The organism is Kitasatospora sp. NPDC091207 (assembly GCF_044768625.1).
Taxonomy (GTDB): domain Bacteria; phylum Actinomycetota; class Actinomycetes; order Streptomycetales; family Streptomycetaceae; genus Kitasatospora.
Genome location: NZ_JBIVVS010000007.1, coordinates 163224 through 179113, shown reverse-complemented (window position 1 = coordinate 179113; position 15890 = coordinate 163224). Strand labels below are relative to the sequence as shown.

Annotated in this window: 12 protein-coding genes; 7 read left to right on the top strand and 5 right to left on the bottom strand. The window is 73.7% G+C overall.

Annotated elements, in window-relative coordinates; all coding sequences use genetic code 11:
- Positions 1–86: 86 nt before the first annotated feature.
- Positions 87–2453 (bottom strand): D-alanyl-D-alanine carboxypeptidase, encoded by a 2367-nt coding sequence (locus tag ACIQTO_RS15350; protein ID WP_402388064.1) that lies wholly within the window; start codon positions 2451–2453, stop codon positions 87–89.
- 298 nt (positions 2454–2751) lie between these two features.
- On the opposite strand from ACIQTO_RS15350, the gene ACIQTO_RS15345 reads away from it, so the two are divergent.
- The 3 genes from ACIQTO_RS15345 to ACIQTO_RS15335 all read left to right on the top strand — a co-directional run bounded on the left by ACIQTO_RS15345 (position 2752) and on the right by ACIQTO_RS15335 (position 5274).
- The gene (locus ACIQTO_RS15345; RefSeq protein ID WP_402388063.1) at positions 2752–3504 is read left to right on the top strand and encodes a GPP34 family phosphoprotein; all 753 of its coding nucleotides are present in this window, start codon (positions 2752–2754) and stop codon (positions 3502–3504) included.
- A 700-nt stretch (positions 3505–4204) separates the two neighbouring features.
- Positions 4205–5068: a helix-turn-helix domain-containing protein gene (locus ACIQTO_RS15340; protein WP_402388062.1), complete on the top strand. Its 864-nt coding sequence runs from the start codon at positions 4205–4207 to the stop codon at positions 5066–5068.
- Entirely contained in the window at positions 5065–5274 is a 210-nt protein-coding gene (locus ACIQTO_RS15335) for a DUF397 domain-containing protein (RefSeq protein ID WP_380573943.1), read from the top strand. The genes ACIQTO_RS15340 and ACIQTO_RS15335 overlap by 4 nt, the downstream gene beginning before the upstream one ends.
- Positions 5275–5463: 189 nt before the next feature.
- Here the strand turns inward: ACIQTO_RS15335 and ACIQTO_RS15330 are convergent, their stop codons facing one another.
- Positions 5464–6579, bottom strand: coding sequence for an ADP-ribosylglycohydrolase family protein (locus ACIQTO_RS15330; RefSeq protein WP_402388061.1), 1116 nt, complete (start codon positions 6577–6579; stop codon positions 5464–5466).
- A gap of 189 nt (positions 6580–6768) precedes the next feature.
- Between ACIQTO_RS15330 and ACIQTO_RS15325 the strand changes: the two genes are divergently transcribed.
- Positions 6769–7881 (top strand): tyrosine-protein phosphatase, encoded by a 1113-nt coding sequence (locus ACIQTO_RS15325; protein ID WP_402388060.1) that lies wholly within the window; start codon positions 6769–6771, stop codon positions 7879–7881.
- Between the two features lie 48 nt (positions 7882–7929).
- On the opposite strand, the gene ACIQTO_RS15320 is transcribed toward ACIQTO_RS15325, so the two are convergent.
- Together ACIQTO_RS15320 and ACIQTO_RS15315 are read right to left on the bottom strand one after the other, a co-directional pair.
- Positions 7930–8262, bottom strand: a complete 333-nt coding sequence (locus ACIQTO_RS15320) for a hypothetical protein (protein WP_402388059.1) — start codon at positions 8260–8262, stop codon at positions 7930–7932.
- Between the two features lie 187 nt (positions 8263–8449).
- Complete coding sequence (locus tag ACIQTO_RS15315) at positions 8450–11056, bottom strand: bifunctional FO biosynthesis protein CofGH (protein ID WP_402388058.1); 2607 nt, start codon at positions 11054–11056, stop codon at positions 8450–8452.
- 178 nt (positions 11057–11234) lie between these two features.
- On the opposite strand from ACIQTO_RS15315, the gene ACIQTO_RS15310 reads away from it, so the two are divergent.
- The 3 genes from ACIQTO_RS15310 to ACIQTO_RS15300 all read left to right on the top strand — a co-directional run bounded on the left by ACIQTO_RS15310 (position 11235) and on the right by ACIQTO_RS15300 (position 14697).
- Entirely contained in the window at positions 11235–12578 is a 1344-nt protein-coding gene (locus ACIQTO_RS15310; RefSeq protein ID WP_402388057.1) for an outer membrane lipoprotein carrier protein LolA, read from the top strand.
- A gap of 216 nt (positions 12579–12794) precedes the next feature.
- Positions 12795–13727, top strand: coding sequence for an ABC transporter ATP-binding protein (locus ACIQTO_RS15305; RefSeq protein ID WP_402388056.1), 933 nt, complete (start codon positions 12795–12797; stop codon positions 13725–13727).
- Positions 13714–14697 carry an ABC transporter permease gene (locus ACIQTO_RS15300; RefSeq protein WP_402388055.1) on the top strand — a complete coding sequence of 328 codons (984 nt, stop codon included), beginning with the start codon at positions 13714–13716 and terminating at the stop codon, positions 14695–14697. Before ACIQTO_RS15305 ends, ACIQTO_RS15300 begins: the two co-directional genes overlap by 14 nt.
- 156 nt (positions 14698–14853) lie before the next feature.
- On the opposite strand, the gene rarD is transcribed toward ACIQTO_RS15300, so the two are convergent.
- Positions 14854–15858 (bottom strand): EamA family transporter RarD, encoded by a 1005-nt coding sequence (gene rarD / locus ACIQTO_RS15295; protein WP_402388054.1) that lies wholly within the window; start codon positions 15856–15858, stop codon positions 14854–14856.
- Positions 15859–15890: the final 32 nt, after the last annotated feature.

Sequence of the window (15890 nt, the reverse complement as noted above, 5' to 3'; positions counted from 1 at the left end):
GGCGGGGGAACCGGTGCACCGGTTCCCCCGCCGAGGGGTCTGCTGGCGTCTGCGCGCGGGTCGGTGCCCGTGGTCAGGGCACGCGGTCAGAGCGTGCGGGTCAGCCGGGACAGGATGGACGGCGGGGCCAGATCGGCCTGGAGGGCGACCGGGACCTCGACCTTGTTGTCACCCGCGCCCACGCTCAGCACACCGACCTGGGCCCCCGCCTTGGCCGTGTGGCCGATCTTCGCCGGGTCCAGGGTGAGGGTGCCGCTGATGCCGGGGAAGCCGGCGGCGGTGAGGTCCTTGGTGGCGACGACCGGGACCGTACCGCCCAGCCCGTCGTCGACCCGGCCGACCACGTCGCCCTGCTTCGCGAGGGTCTGGCCGGTCAGTCCGTTCTGGGCGGCCTGGATCTGCTTGGCGCTGACGTTCTGGACGATCTTGAGGATGCTGGGCTCGGCGGTGGTCGCCGGCTGGCCCAGGGTGACGCCGAGGATGAGCCGCTTCACCCCGCCGATCTCCTTGTAGGCGGCCCACATCAGGCAGCCGCCGGCCGGGGTGCTGGAGCCGGTCTTGACGCCGATGATGCCGTTCTTCGGGGAGATCAGGGTGTTGGTGTTGGAGATCTTCTGGTTGTTGAAGGTGGTGTCCGGGGTCGAGACGATCTGCCGGAAGATCGCGTCCTGCATCACCTGCTCGGCCAGCTTCAGCTGGTCCTTGGCGGTGCTCTTGGTCTCCGGGCTGAAGCCGGCCGGGTCGGTGTAGGTGGTGTTGCCCATGCCGAACTTGGCGGCGGCGTCATTCATCTTCTTGACGAACGCGTCCTCCGAGCCGGCGTCCCAGCGGGCCAGCAGCCGGGCCACGTTGTTGGCCGACGGCAGCATCAGCAGCTCCAGCGCCTCGTACTGGGTGAGCTGCTGGCCCTCGGTGAGGGTGACTCGGGACTCGTCGACGTTGCCGGACTCCTGGGCCGCCTGCTTGTCGACGGTGATCTTCGGGCCGCTCTCCCCCTTCTTGAGCGGGTGCGACTGGAGGATCAGGTAGGCGTTCATGACCTTGGTGACACTGGCGATCGAGGCCGGTGTCTCCGGGCCGGAGTTGCCGAGGCTGCCGACGCCGACCACCTCGGCGGCCGACTGTCCCTTGGCCGGCCAGGCCAGGTCGAGCGGGTCGCCGCCGAAGCTGAAGCTGCCCGGGGCGGTCAGCTTCACCTTGGTGTCCGGCAGCGGGCGGAGCAGCTGGGCGACCACCGCCGCACCGAGGACGACGGCCAGGAAGACGGTCCAGATGGTGATCCGCTTGAGGGCGCGGCGCAGCGGCGAGACGGGCCGCGCGTTGAGCGCCGCCAGCACCTCCATCGCCTCGGCCGTCGTTTCCGGACGGGGCGACGGCTCGGGGGCGGGCAGCGGCTCGGGCCTCGGCAGCGGCGGCGCGGGCGGCAGCGGCCGGGGGTCGGGGGTGGGGAGCGGCTCGGGGGCCGGCTTCGGGGCCGGTGCGGGGGCCGGCTTCGGGGCCGGCGCGGGCTCCGGTTCGGGTGCCGGCTCCGGTTCGGGGACGGGCCGGGGCTCCGGGTGCGGCTCGGGGACCGGCTCGGGCACGGTGCCCGCGCCGGGTCCGGGCGTCCGCGGGGACCGGGGCTTCTCCAACTTCTCGGTCTGCCCGACCTGGGCGGCCCGGCCCGCGGGCTGCGGCGGCTTCGGCTGCTCGGTGGCCGCCGGCCGCCCGGGACTCTTCGACCCGGCGGTGGCCTTCGGCTCTTCGGCGGGCTCGGCGGGGTCAGTGGATCCGGCGGATTCGGCGGGGTCAGTGGATCCGGCGGGCTCGGCAGGTCCGGCGGGCGTGGCCGCGGGCTTCCCGGAGCCGGCGGATCCCGTCCGCATCGCGAGACGCGGGTCGGGACCGGTCGGGCGCCCGGACTTGCCGGCGGGCGCGTCGGCCGACGGCTCCACCACCGGATCCGCCTGGCCGGCGTCGGTGCCCGCCGGGGAACGGAGCTCGTCGGGGAGCCGCAGCGCGGTGGTCGCGTTGTCCACGGGGAGCCGGAGCGCGGTGGTCGCGTTGTCCACGGGCAGGCGGAGCATGGTGGTCTTGCTGTCCACATCCCGGACGCGGAGCTGGACCGTGGAGCCCGGCCTGGCCCCGCCCGTGGACCCGGCCGGCTCAACGGCTGCGGCGCCTGCGGCGCCCGAGGCGGTGGCCGGAGCGGTGGCCGAAGCATCCGAAGCAGCGTTGGACGCGGCGCCGGCACCGGCCGCCGGGTCGGCCCCCGAACCCCCGGGCGCGTCGGCGCCGGCCTCGGCGTCCGGCACGGCGTCGGAGTCCGTCGCGGCGGCGTCGGCGTCCTCCGGCACGGCCGGTTCCGCGGCCGTCGCCGGCACGGCGGCATCGGCGACGCCACCGCCCCGCTCGTCGTCCCGCTCCCGCCTCCGCTCGCCGTCCCGCAGCACCCTGTCGGGGGACTCGCCCACGTAACCCAGCCTCCTCAACGCCCGGCGGGGCACCGGCAGACCCGATTTCGGGAAGCCGACGCCCCGCCCCGTGTACCTGTACAGTCTCCGCCACCGGCGACCGTTCCGGCCGCCCACACCCCGCCCGACCGGCGCTTATTGCCGCCGCACGGCCGCACCGCGATCCGTTCACCGGTCAGACGCCGGGCCTGCCCCCGTCGGTTCCCCGCCACCGCCGCAAGGTCACGATTCGGAGGCGTACTCGACAAGCCCGTGTGAGAGGCGTCACGCTGTCATTCATCCACGCGGGGAGGCTTGGATGGGCAAGAGCCGCAGAACTGTTCCCGAGGAACTCTTGCTGCTCGCCTTGGACCCGACCACGGGCACCACGGCGCAGCCGCAGACCCTCGACCTCGGACTCGCCGGGGCCCAGCTCGTCGAGCTGTCCCTGGCCGGACGGATCGTCCCGGAAGGCGATCGGATCGCCGTGGTACTGCCACGGCCGACAGGCGACCCGACCCTGGACCACGCACTGGAACTGCTGCGCCGACGCGGCAGCCCGGTTCGCGCGGCGCACTGGATCGGCGGGCCCCGGCTGGGGCTCAGGCAGACCTATCTGGCGCACCTCGAACGGTGCGGCATGGTCACGGCCGTGCCCGGCCAGATGTGCGGCGTGCTGCCGACGACGCGCTATCAGGCGTCCGACGACTGCACCAACGCCGCGATCAAGCAACGGCTGGACACCGCGATCCGCACCGGCGTGCCGCCGGACCCGCGGACGGCCGCGCTGGCCGCGCTGGCCCATTCGGTGGGTCTGGGCAAGCATCTGTACCCGGGCAACGAGGGCCGGTCATCGCGGTCACGGCTGCGCGACCTGATCCGTTACGACCCACTGGGCGGGATGGTCGCGCACGCCGTGATGGACGTGCAGAACGGCTTGCCCTCACAGCAGAACCGTTCGTCCCAGGGCGGTAGCGGCGCACCGATCGGCGCGGACCGGCCCGGTCCTCGTGCGACGGGCCGCAGTGGCAGCGGTGGCCGGGTCGCGGCGCCTCGCGTCGGCGTGCGCTGACACCGCGCCGCCACGAGCCGGGCGCCGCCCACCGCGGCGGCGCGGCAGCGCCCCGGCCCACCCGGACCTTCGGTACAGCGCCGACCGCACCATCGCAGGACCGCACCGCCGCACGACTGCACCACCGCACCACCGCGCATCGCGCTCCGGTGCGCCGCACCGCCTGAAGCACCGCACCACCTGCCGCACGACCGCGCCGGGCACCCGGGTGCGACCGGAGCACCACCCGGGCCGACCCGGGGCAGCGTGCGGGACGGCGCACGCCACACCATCCGCGCCGCCACCCGGCGGTGAGCACCAGCAGGAAGAAGGGGCGGTCGCCCGCGACGGAAGTCGCCGGGCGGCCGCCCCTCCGCCGTCCCAGCGGGCGGGGCCGGGGCATCTCCGCGAGGTCCTGTCCCGTCCGCCCGAGCATGTGCCACCAGCACGTGTACGGACGCACAGCGCGCCCGTACGACCACCGCACCGCCACCGCAGCACCACCGGATCGAGCCGTACCGCCGCCTTACCACTCGGGAACACCCACTGTCTCGCCAAAGCGCTTTTCCGATGATGTGTTCTACTGCGCTCCTGCGATTCCCCGGCGGCGACCTGATCCAAGGTGACATGCTGCTCAACGTCAGGGGGGTTGGTCCCAATTTCCACTGTGTTCCGAGGACTGCCGTTCCAACGATCACCAGAGGTCCGGCCGGAGGTCGACGTGTCCGCGAACATCAACCCCACCGTGCGCCGCAGGCGCCTGGGCTCCGAACTCCGCAAGCTGCGCGAGGGCCTGGCCATGACGGCGGAGGAGGTGGCCGGCCGCCTGATGGTCTCCCAGTCGAAGATCAGCCGACTGGAGAACGGGCGCCGCAGCATCAGCCAGCGGGACGTGCGCGACCTCTGTGACGTCTACAACGTGACCGACGAGTCCATGCGGGCCAGCCTGATGGAGATGGCCCGGGAGTCCCGGCAGCGCGGCTGGTGGCACGACTTCAACGACATGCCGACCCCGTACAGCGTCTACATCGGCCTGGAGGCCGAGGCCTCGTCGATCCGCGCCTACGAGTCCTCGTTCGTCCCCGGGCTGCTGCAGACCGATCTGTACGCCCAGGCGGTGGTCGAGGGCACCCAGCCGGACACCGACGCGCTCTCCGTCCAGCGGCGGGTGCAGGTCCGGATGAAGCGCCAGGACCGCGTCAACGGCGAGAACCAGCTCGGCAGTCTCTGGACCGTCATAGACGAGGCGGTGCTGCGCCGCGAGGTGGGAAACCGGGCGGTGATGTCCGATCAGCTGAAGCACATGCTGGAGCTGAGCCAGCGCCCGAACATCACGATCCAGGTGATCCCGTTCTCACACGGCGCCCACCCCGGCATGACCGGGACATTCTCCCTGCTGGAGTTCCCCGAGTCAGCCGATTCCACGGTTGTCTACTTCGAAGGGGTGACGAGCGATCTCTACCTGGAGAAGGAAGCCGACGTGCGCCGCTATACCAGTCTCTACGACCACCTGCGGGCAGCGGCGCTCGGGGTGGTCGAGAGCCGGTCACTGATAGCCACGATTGAAGAGGGATACCACGCATGAGCACCACCTTCGAGAACGGGACGACCTGGCGGAAGAGCACCCACAGCGGCGGCAACGGCGCCTGTGTGGAGATCGCCACGCCGGTTGCGGACGCCGTCGCGGTGCGGGACTCCAAGGATCCGCAGGGCCCGCAGCTGCACTTCTCGGCCGAGGCCTGGAAGGCGTTCGCCATCGATGCCGGAGCAGGGGTGTTCGGCGGCTTCTGAGCCGTCGCACCGTTCTCGGCGCAGTTGCCCGTAGCGGTGTCCGTCGCCCTCCCCGGGGCCGCGGGCACCGCTACGGGCACCTACGTGTCCGGGCTCCGGGCGCATCCGACCGCGCGGAGCGGGCGGAACGGGCGGAACGCAGGGACCGGGGGCGCAGCCGGACGGGGCGGGGCCGGACGGCGCGGACCGTCAGCCCAGCACCGGGTAGCGGGTCGCCCAGGCGGCGCCCTCCGGGGTGTCCCGGCCGTGCAGCTCCGGCCCGTGCATCAGCTCCAGCACGAAGTCGTCGGCCAGTTCGAGCAGCGCGCCACGCCCCTCCAGCCCGGCCACCAGACCGGGCGGCAGGGCGGTGTCCCCGTGCAGCACCCCGAGCAGGTTGCCGCAGATCGCACCAGTGGAGTCGCTGTCCCCCGAGTGGTTCACCGCGAGCAGCAGGCCCGAGCGCACGTCATGGGCGACCAGCGCGCAGTACACCCCGATCGCCAGCGCCTCCTCCGCGACCCAGCCCTCCCCCAGCGCCTCGACCCGTTCGGCCGACGGCTCCCCGGCCCGCACCGCGTCCAGCGCCGCCCGCAGTGCCGCCGTGGTCTCCTCGTGCGCCGGCCGCTCGGAGAGCAGTGCCAGCGCCAGGTGGACGCCTTCCTCCAGGGTGCCGCCGCGGGCCACCGTCTGGACGATCACCGCCAGCGCGCCAGCGGAGAGGTAGCCGGTGGGATGGCCGTGCGTCAGCACCGAGCACTCCACCGCCAGCTGGAACACCAGGCTGGGCTCCCAGGTGGTGAGCAGCCCGAACGGAGCCGCCCGCATCACCGTGCCGCAGCCCTTGGAGTGCGGGTTCTTGGGCACCTCCAGGGTGCCGAGGCGGTCCGCGTCCGGGCCGGAGAGGCCGGACAGGCAGGCCTGCCCGGGGGCGCGCTGGGCGTACAGCCACTCCTCGCGGCCGAGCCAGCCGAGGTCGGCGCGGCGCTCGTCCGGGCCCCAGTCCCGCTGGGTGGCGGCCCAGCGCAGATAGGCGAGGTGGAGGTCGGTGGGCGGGTGCCAGCTGCCGGTGTCCCGCCGGATGTGGGCGCGGATCAGCCCGTCCACCGTGAAGAGGACCATCTGGGTGTCGTCGGTGACCGCCCCGAGCCGCCCATAGGCGGGGATGTAGCCGGTCACCCCGTGCGGACCGTGCACCGCGCGGATCTTCTCCAGCGACTCGAACTCGATGCCCGCACCGAGCGCGTCACCGATCGCGCCACCGAGCAGACAGCCCCGCACCCGGCTGCGGAAGTCCTGCTGCTGGGCTCGTGACCACAGTGGCATCACGCCGGGGTGCCTTTCGTCCGGGGATCGGGCCGCGCGACGCACGGCTGGTCGCGCGCCCTCGCACTGTATTCGAATGGCCGAACAAGTCGAGCGATTCCCTCGAACACCAGCACTTCAACAGAATGTTGCTGGTCCGCCATGCGCAGGCCACGGCCGACCACCCCGGACTGCCTACCGTCCCGGGCCATGACCATCTCCCGCACCCGCCTGACCACCGCACTCGCCCTCACCGGTGCGCTGGCCCTCGGCACCCCGGCGCTCGCCGTCGCCGCACCGGCCGGCTCCCCCGCCCCGGCCGCCGCCCGGCACTCGGCACACGCCATCCCCTTCACCGCCGCCGCCGTCACCCCGCAGGCCGACGGCGGCTTCACGCTGACCTGGACCGCCCCCGGCGCCCTCGGCGTCACCGTCTACGCCGGCACGGACCCGGACGACATCCGCCACCGCAAGGCGGTCGCCAAGGGCGCCGGCACCGCCACCGTGACGGTGACCGGCCTCGCCGCCGCCGACCGCTGGTACTTCGAGCTGGTCCCGGACCGCGGTGCGCCGCTGGTCGTCGCCGACCGCTCGCTGCACCTCGCCTCCGCGCCCAACTTCCGCGACGCGGGCGGCTACCGCACCGCCGACGGCCAGTGGGTCCGGACGGGCGTCGTGTACCGCTCCGGCGACCTCTCCAAGCTCACCGAGCCGGACCTCGCCAAGCTGCGCCGGCTCGGCATCCGGACCGTCTTCGACCTGCGCACGCCCGCCGAGCAGAAGACCGCCCCGGACCGCCTCCCGGCCGGCGCCACCGCCGTGCACGCCAACGTGCTCGGCGTGGCCGACACCGGCGCCTTCAACGTCACCACCCCGCAGGCCGCCGTCCAGGCGATGACCGACGCCGAGCGCACCATGGTCTCCGCCGACAGCGCCAGGACGGCGTACCACGCGGTGCTCAACTCCCTGGTCGAGCGCGACGACGAGAACGTCCTCTTCCACTGCACCGCCGGCAAGGACCGCACCGGCTGGGCCTCCGCCGCGCTGCTCACCGCCCTCGGCGTGCCGCGCGCGACCGTCGAGGCCGACTACCTGGCCAGCAACACCTACCGGGCCGCCGAGAACGCCGCCACCCTGGCCCAGCTGCCGCCGGCCTACCAGGCCGTCTACAAGCCGCTGCTGGAGGTCCGGGCGGAGTACCTCGCCGCCGGCTTCGACGAGGTGCGGAAGACGTACGGCACCTTCGACGGCTACCTGAAGTCCGGTCTCGGCCTGGACGCGCGGGACCTGCGCGACCTGCGCGGCCAGTTGCTCGTCGGCTGAGGCCACCGGGCCGCTGAGCGGCCGTGGGGCGCACCGGCCCACAGCCGCTCAGCGCTCGCAGGTGTCCCCGTCGCTGTGGTCGCCGACCAGCAGGTCGACGGTGGCGTAGGCCTCCAGCGCGCCGAGCAGCCCCAGGAGGACGGCGACCGCGGCCGCGACCACCAGCAGGACGGGGCGCTGCCGGGCCCGGGCCGCGATCAGGCCGGCGGCCGCCGAGGCCGGCAGGCTCAGCAGTGGCGCCGCGACGGCCGCGACCCGGACCAGGCCGGGCAGCGGATCGGCCGGACGGCACAGCCCCCAGACCAGCTGCCGGTGGGTCTCCTGCGCGTAGACCTCCAACCCCCAGCCGACCGCGGCCACCACCGGCAACAGGCCGAGCACGGCCCAGCGCACTCCTGCGCGGGCGCCCGGGCCGGCCACCCACCACGGGCCCCGAAGACCCGTGCCGTCCTCCGTCGCCACCGTGACCCCGTTCGTCGTCCGTCGTGGCGGTCGGCGCCTCGGACCGTCACGACGTGGACGCCGCCACCGGGCCGCCGGGTTCCCCGGGGCCCGGCGGCCGGCGCTCTCAGTCCAGGACCGGCAGCAGCTTCGGCAGGTGGCCGTCCGAGGCCAGGGCCGCCGCCAGCCGCTCGGCGGGCACCTCACCGTAGGTGGTGGTGCGCTGCCGGTGCGGGCGCCCCGCCGCCTCGGCGATCGCCCGGAGGTCCCGGACCGACTTGTAACTGCCGTACGCCGAACCGGCCATCCGCGAGATGGTCTCCTCCATCAGCGTGCCGCCCAGGTCGTTGGCGCCCGAGCGGAGCATCTCGGCCGCGCCCTCGGCGCCCAGCTTCACCCAGCTGGTCTGGATGTTGGGAATGTGCGGGTGCAGGAGCAGGCGTGCCATCGCGACCACCGCCCGGTTGTCCCGCGCGGTCGGCCCGGGCCGGGCGATGCCGGCCAGGTAGACCGGGGCGTTGGTGTGGATGAACGGCAGCGTCACGAACTCGGTGAACCCGCCGGTGTGCTGCTGGATCTCCGCCAGCAGCCGCAGGTGCCCGAGCCAGTGCCCCGGCGTGTCCACGTGCCCGTACATCATCGTGGAGGAGGAACGGATGCCCAGCTCGTGCGCGGTGGTGACGACCTCCACCCAGGTCGCGGCGGGCAGCTTGCCCTTGGTGAGCACCCAGCGGACGTCGTCGTCCAGGATCTCGGCGGCCGTGCCCGGGATGGTGTCCAGCCCCGCCGCCTTGGCCTCCTGCAGCCAGTCGCGGACGGAGAGCCCGGTCCGGGTCGCGCCGTTGACCACCTCCATCGGCGAGAAGGCGTGCACGTGGATGCCGGGCACCCGCTCCTTGACCGCGCGCGCGATGTCGAAGTAGGCGGTCCCGGGCAGGTCGGGGTGGATCCCGCCCTGCATGCAGACCTCGGTGGCGCCGACCTCCCAGGCCTGCGCGGCCCGGTCGGCCACCTGCTCCAGGGAGAGCGTGTAGGCGTCCGCGTCGGTGCGGCGCTGGGCGAAGGCGCAGAACCGGCAGCCGGTGTAGCAGACGTTGGTGAAGTTGATGTTCCGGGTGACGCAGTAGGTGACGTCCTCGCCGACCGCCGCGCGGCGCACGTCGTCGGCGATCCGGCAGAGCGCGTCCAGCGCCGGGCCGTCCGCGTGGAACAGCGCCAGCGCCTGGTCGTCCGTCAGCCGCGTCGGGTCGTCGGCGGCGACCGCCAGCGCCCCGCGCAGATCGCCGGCCAGCCGCTCGGGGGCGCCCTTGGCGAGCACCTGCTCGCGCAGCACCTGCCAGTCCCCGTACACGTCCTCGAAGTCGGCCCGACGATCGCCGGTGCGGCCCTCGGTGTCGATGGCGGTGTGCAGGTCCGTCCGCCCGTAGGAGGCGGGCAGGTCCTCCGGCTCCTGCCAGGGGTGGCCCTGGACCACCGCGTCCGGGCGGGCCAGACCGGTCTCCGGGTCGGACAGCGCCCGGACGTGCGGCAGCACCCGCGGATCCAGCCAGGGCTCGCCGTGCCGGACGTACTCGGGGTAGATCGCGAGCCGCTCGCGCAGTTCGAACCCGGCCGCCGCGGAGTGCTCCGCGAGCCGGTCGATCTGCGGCCAGGGGCGCTCGGGGTTCACATGGTCGGGCGTCAGCGGCGAGACGCCGCCCCAGTCGTCGATCCCCGCGCCGATGAGCCGCTCGTACTCGCCGTCCACCAGGTTCGGCGGCGCCTGGAGGCAGGCGGCCGGGCCCATGATGTGCCGGGCCACCGCCACGGTGGCGACCAGCTCGTCCAGCTCGGCGTCGGGCATGCCGCGCATCGCCGTGTCCGGCTTGGCGCGGAAGTTCTGCAGGATCAGCTCCTGGATGCCGTGGTAGGCCCGGGAGATCCGGCGCAGCGCGAACAGCGACTCCGCGCGCTCCTCGTACGTCTCGCCGATGCCGATCAGCAACCCGCTGGTGAACGGCACCGAGCTGCGCCCGGCGTCCTCCAGCACCCGGAGCCGGACGGCCGGCTCCTTGTCGGGCGAGCCGTAGTGCGGGCCGCCCGGCTCACTCCAGAGCCTGGTCGCGGTGGTCTCCAGCATCATGCCCATGGAGGCCGAGACCGGCTTGAGCCGTTGGAAGTCCGTCCAGCTCAGCACCCCGGGGTTGAGGTGCGGCAGCAGACCGGTCTCCTCCAGGATGCGGATGGACATCGCCCTGACGTAGGCGATGGTGTCGTCGTAGCCGTGGGCGTCCAACCACTCGCGGGCCTCGGGCCAGCGGTCCTCGGGCTTGTCCCCGAGCGTGATCAGGGCTTCCTTGCAGCCCAGTTCGGCACCGCGCCGGGCCACCTCCAGCACCTCGTCCGGCGACATGAACATCCCGTGGCTCCGCCCGGGGAGCGCCCCCGCGGTGCCCTGCGCGGCCCGGCGCAGCTTGCCGGGCACGGTGGCGAAGGTGCAGTAGTGGCACTTGTCGCGGCAGAGCCGGGTGAGCGGGATGAAGACGCTCTTGGAGTACGTGATGACGCCCGGCCGGCCGGCCGTCGCGAGGCCCGCGTCGCGCACCCGGGCGGCACTCGTACAGAGGTCCGCGAGGTCCGCGCCTCTGGCCTGGAGCAGCACCGCAGCCTCTGTCGCGTCCAGCGCGACACCGTCCCGGGCACGGCGCAGGGCGCGCCGCATCGCGTTCGCAGTCGGGGTGAAGGTTGCGTCCATGGCGCGACACTACGCCAGTTCCGGTACGTCCGGAGGAGGTGACCCTGAGGCCGTATCAGGGTCGCCTGCACCGGGAGGCCGAGCCCGATCTGGCCCTGCAGAGCGATGCCCCGGACGCCCCCGGGCCTTGTAATGGAGTGGACAGCAGTCGGTCACGGTTACGGAGGGGTTGGACGCTATGACGGACGACACGACGACTGAACGGCACCAGGGCAGCGGCGTGCCCTATCGCTCGGGGCGGCGGACCGCGGTGCGGGTGGCGGTACCGGTGGCGGTGGCGGCGGTGATCGCCGCCGGGGTCGGCCTGGTGCCGGCGCTCGCCGACGACTCCGCGCCCGACCTGCCGACGCTGACGGCGGAGCAGGTCGTCGCGAAGGCGCTCGGCTCGCAGGCGCAGACGCTGTCCGGGACGGTCTCGGTCTCCGCCGACCTCGGGGTGCCGAGCCAGCTGCTCGCGGCGGCCGGCGGCGGGATCGGTGGGGCGGCGCGATCGGCTCCGGGGGCGGGCGCGGGCGCTCCGGGGTCGGGATCGGGGTCCTCGGGTCCGGGGTCCTCGGGTCCGGGGTCCGACTCCGGTACGTCGTCCGCGGCGGCGCCGGAGGCCAAGCTGGCCGCACTGCTCGACGGCGAGCACACCCTGCGGGTCTCGGTGGACGGCCCGGACCGCCAGCGGGTCGGCCTGATCGAGAACCTGGCCGGGTACGAGCTGGTCCACAACGGCGACCAGTTCTGGGCCTGGGACAGCGCCACCAACGAGGCGCTCCACCTGACCGGTGCTCAGGGCGCACGGCCCGAGGGCCGCCCCGGCAAGGCCCCGCTGACCGGTGTGCCGACCACCCCGCAGGAGGTCGCGCGGCAGTTCCTCGCGGCGGGCGCGGGCACCACCGCCGTCACCGTGGACGGCACGGCCAACGTGGCCGGGCAGAAGGCGTACCGGCTCAGTGTGAAGCCCACCCAGTCCGGCTCGACCATCGGCGAGGTGCGGATCGCGGTCGCCGCCGACAACGGCGTACCGCTCGCGGTCGTGGTCAAGGGCTCCGACGGGGGCACCGTGCTGGACATCCACTTCACCGAGGTGTCGTTCGCGAAGCCGGCCGCCAAGACCTTCGAGTTCGTGGCGCCCAAGGGCGCCAAGGTGACGGAGGGCAAGGCCGGCGGAAAGGCGCCGGCCCTGTCGGAGGAGGCCGTGAAGGGCGCGCCGGGCGAGCAGGACGCGGCGGGCATTCCGGGGCGCGTCGACGGTCCCAACGTGATCGGCGAGGGCTGGACCGCGGTACTGACCGCCACGCTGCCCACCGGCGACGTCACGGTGCCGGCCGAGGGCAAGCAGGGCCGGCACGGCAAGGGCGGCCCCGCCGGGCCGCAGAACCCGGCGGGGCTGGCGAAGGCCCTCGGCAAGCCGGTCGCGGGCGGCTCGCTGATCAGCACCAAGGTGCTGAACGTGCTGGTCACCGATGACGGCCGGGTCTTCGCGGGCGCGGTGACGCTGCCGGTGCTGCAGAGTGCGGCCGGGGTGAAGTAAGTGACCCGGGCTCCCGTAACGGGGGACGTTACGGAGCCGGCCGGGGGCCGGGGCGCCGCAGCGCGCCCGGCCCCCGTGGCCGTTCCTGTCGTTCCCGATGCTTCTGCCGCTCCCGTTGGTGCCGCTGGACCGGCTGGTGCTGCTGGTCCTGCCGTCGCTTCCGCTGCTTCCGCCGTCGCGTTCTCCGGCCGGTCCGGCGTCGTCCCGACCGATGACGTGATCAGGACCCAGGGGCTGACCAAACGCTTCCGCGGCGGCCAGCTCGCCGTCGACGGACTCGACCTGGCGGTCCCCCGCGGTTCGGTCTTCGGCTTCCTCGGGCCCAACGGCTCCGGCAAGACCACCACCATCCGCATGCTGATGGGCCTGATCGCGCCCACCTCCGGCGTGGCCACCGTGCTCGGCGCGCCGATGCCGCAGTCCGTCGCCACCGTGCTGCCGCGGGTCGGCGCGTTGATCGAGGGCCCGGCGCTGTACGGGTTCCTGTCCGGCCGGGACAACCTGGCCCGGTTCGACGCGGCCGATCCGACCGCCGACCCGCGCACCCGCCGCAAGCGGGTCACCGAAGCGCTGGACCGGGTGGGACTGTCCGCCGCGGCCGGCAAGAAGGCCCGGGCCTACTCGCTGGGTATGAAGCAGCGGCTCGGTCTGGCCTCGGCGCTCCTCCAGCCGCGCGAGCTGCTGGTCCTGGACGAGCCGACCAACGGCCTGGACCCGCAGGGCATGCGGGAGATCCGGGCGCTGATCCGGGAGGTCGCGGCCGAGGGCACGACGGTCTTCCTCTCCTCGCACCTGCTGGACGAGATCGAGCAGGTCTGCACGCACGCGGCGGTGATGTCGCGCGGCCGGCTGGTGGTGCAGGGCACCGTCGCCGAGCTGGCCGCCCGGGCCCAGGGCCGGCTGGTGGTCCGCACCCCCGACGTGGCACTGGCCGCCGGGGTGCTGACGGCACACCGGGTCTCCGCCGTACTGCCGGGCGAGGACCGGGTGGACGGCGAGCTGGGCACGCTCACCGAGGACCACCTGCCGGAACTCTGCGCGGCACTGGTCGCGGCCGGTGTGCGGGTGCGCGGCTTCGGAGTGGAGCGGGGCACGTTGGAGGACGCCTTCGTGGCGCTGACGGGGGAGGGCTTCGATGTCGCGGGCTGAGGCTCCGGGCGTGACGGGCACGACGAGTGGGACGAGCGTGGCGGGCACCACGGCCGCGACGGGAGTGGCGGGCTTGGCGGGCACACCGGTCGCACCGCGGGCCGCGGATCTGACGACGGCGCGCGTGGCCGGGCGTCGACCGCAGACGGTGGCCGGGTTCCTGGCCCTGTTCCGCAGCGAGTTGCTGCTGACCTTCCGCCGGGTGCGAACGATGGTGCTCCTGGGGATCCTGGCGGTGCTGCCGGTCCTGATCGGCGTGGTGATCAAGATCGAGACGGACGGGCCGAGCGGTGGCGGGGGCCCGGCCTTCATCGCCCAGGTGACGCAGAACGGTCTCTTCCTGGTCTTCACCGCACTGGCCGTGGCCCTGCCGATCTTCCTGCCGATGACGGTCGGTGTGGTCGCCGGCGACGCGGTGGCCGGTGAAGCGGCCGGCGGCACCCTGCGCTACCTGCTGGTCGCGCCGGCCGGGCGGACCAGGCTGCTGGCCGCCAAGTTCACGGCCGGTCTGGTGTTCTGCCTGGCGGCGACGGCGACGGTCGCACTGGCCGCGCTCGCGACCGGCGCCGCGCTGTTCCCGCTCGGGGAGGTCACGCTGATCTCCGGGGAGACGATCGGGCTGGGCGAGGCGCTGCTGCGGGCGGTACTGGTGGCACTGGTCGTGGCCGCCTCGCTGGCCGGGCTGGTCGCGATCGGGCTCTTCATCTCGACGCTCACCGGCAGCGGCATCGCGGCGATGGCCGCCACCGTCGGGCTGGTGATCACCGTCCAGATCCTCGACAGCTTCCCCCAGCTGCACGCGATCCAGCCGTTCCTCTTCACCCACCACTGGCTGAGCTTCGGGGACTTGCTGCGTGAACCGATGTACTGGGACGGCGTCCTGGACAACCTCGGATTGCAGGCCGCGTACGTCGCCGTCTTCGGCTCGGCCGCCTGGTCCCGCTTCACCAGCCGGGACATCACCGCGTAGCGAGCCCGGGGCCGCTGGACGGTCCCGGGCTGTGCCGGACCGGGGTTGCCCGGGTCGGCCCGCGGCAGCCCCGGGTCGGCCTGCGGCGGGGTGCCCGGGCCGGCCCGCGTCCGGCGGCGGGCCGGTCGGCGGTTCTTTGTCGCGGTGGGGCTCCGGTCAGCGGGTGGTTGCCGGGGCCGGGGCGTCGGCCACCGGGGTGCCGTCGGCCGGCGCGTCGGCCACCGGCCGGGCCAGGGCGGCCGCCCGCCGCGCCCGGTCGGTCCGCACCCGCCGCAGCGCATCCCAGGTCAGCATGGCCAGCGCGGCCCAGACCAGCGAGAAGCCGGCCCAGCGGGCGGGCGGCATGGACTCGTGGAACACCGCGACACCGATCAGGAACTGGAACACCGGCGCCAGGTACTGCAGCAGCCCGAGCACGGTGAGCGGCACCCGCACCGCCGCCGCGCCGAAGCAGAGCAGCGGGACGGCGGTGATCACCCCGCTGAGCAGCAGCAGCCCCGAGTGCCCCCAGCCGTACGAACCGGCCACGGTGTGCCCGAAGGTGCCGCGACCGGAGACCTCCAGGTAGATCAGGTAACCGAGCGCGAACGGGAACATGAAGGCGCTCTCGGCGGCCAGGCTCTCCAGCCCGCTCAGCCCGACCTTCTTCTTCAGCAGCCCGTAGGTCGCGAACGAGAACGCCAGGGTCAGCGCGATCCAGGGCAGCCGCCCGTAGCCGACGGTCAGCACCGCCACCGCGAGGGCGCCGATGCCGACGGCCGCCCACTGCGCCACCCGCAGCCGCTCCTTGAGCACCAGCACGCCGAAGGCGATGGTGACCAGCGGGTTGATGAAGTAACCGAGGCTGGTCTCGACGACATGACCGGCGTTGACCCCCCAGATGTAGACGCCCCAGTTGATCGAGATCACGGCGGCGGCTCCGCCCAGCATGGCCAGCCGGCGGGGCTGGCGCAGCAGCGGGCGTATCCAGCTCCAGTGCCGTTGCGCGACCAGCAGCAGCACCACCGCGACCAGCGACCAGACCATCCGGTTGGCCAGGATGTCGTCGGCGGCCCCCGGCTCCAGCAACGGCCAGAACAGCGGGAAGAGCCCCCACATCCCGTAGGCGGCCAGGCCGTACCAAAGGCCCCGGCCGGCCTCCTGCTGGGTTGTCTCTGCCATGGACGGCCTGCCCTCCGCGCGCGCGTGTGTCG

Coding starts and splice junctions, on each gene's coding strand:
- ACIQTO_RS15345 (WP_402388063.1), top strand. CDS start 2,752: ATGGGCAAGAGCCGCAGAACTGTTCCCGAGGAACTCTTGCTGCTCGCC.
- ACIQTO_RS15335 (WP_380573943.1), top strand. CDS start 5,065: ATGAGCACCACCTTCGAGAACGGGACGACCTGGCGGAAGAGCACCCAC.
- ACIQTO_RS15330 (WP_402388061.1), bottom strand. CDS start 6,579: ATGCCACTGTGGTCACGAGCCCAGCAGCAGGACTTCCGCAGCCGGGTG.
- ACIQTO_RS15325 (WP_402388060.1), top strand. CDS start 6,769: ATGACCATCTCCCGCACCCGCCTGACCACCGCACTCGCCCTCACCGGT.
- ACIQTO_RS15315 (WP_402388058.1), bottom strand. CDS start 11,056: ATGGACGCAACCTTCACCCCGACTGCGAACGCGATGCGGCGCGCCCTG.
- ACIQTO_RS15310 (WP_402388057.1), top strand. CDS start 11,235: ATGACGGACGACACGACGACTGAACGGCACCAGGGCAGCGGCGTGCCC.
- ACIQTO_RS15300 (WP_402388055.1), top strand. CDS start 13,714: ATGTCGCGGGCTGAGGCTCCGGGCGTGACGGGCACGACGAGTGGGACG.
- rarD (WP_402388054.1), bottom strand. CDS start 15,858: ATGGCAGAGACAACCCAGCAGGAGGCCGGCCGGGGCCTTTGGTACGGC.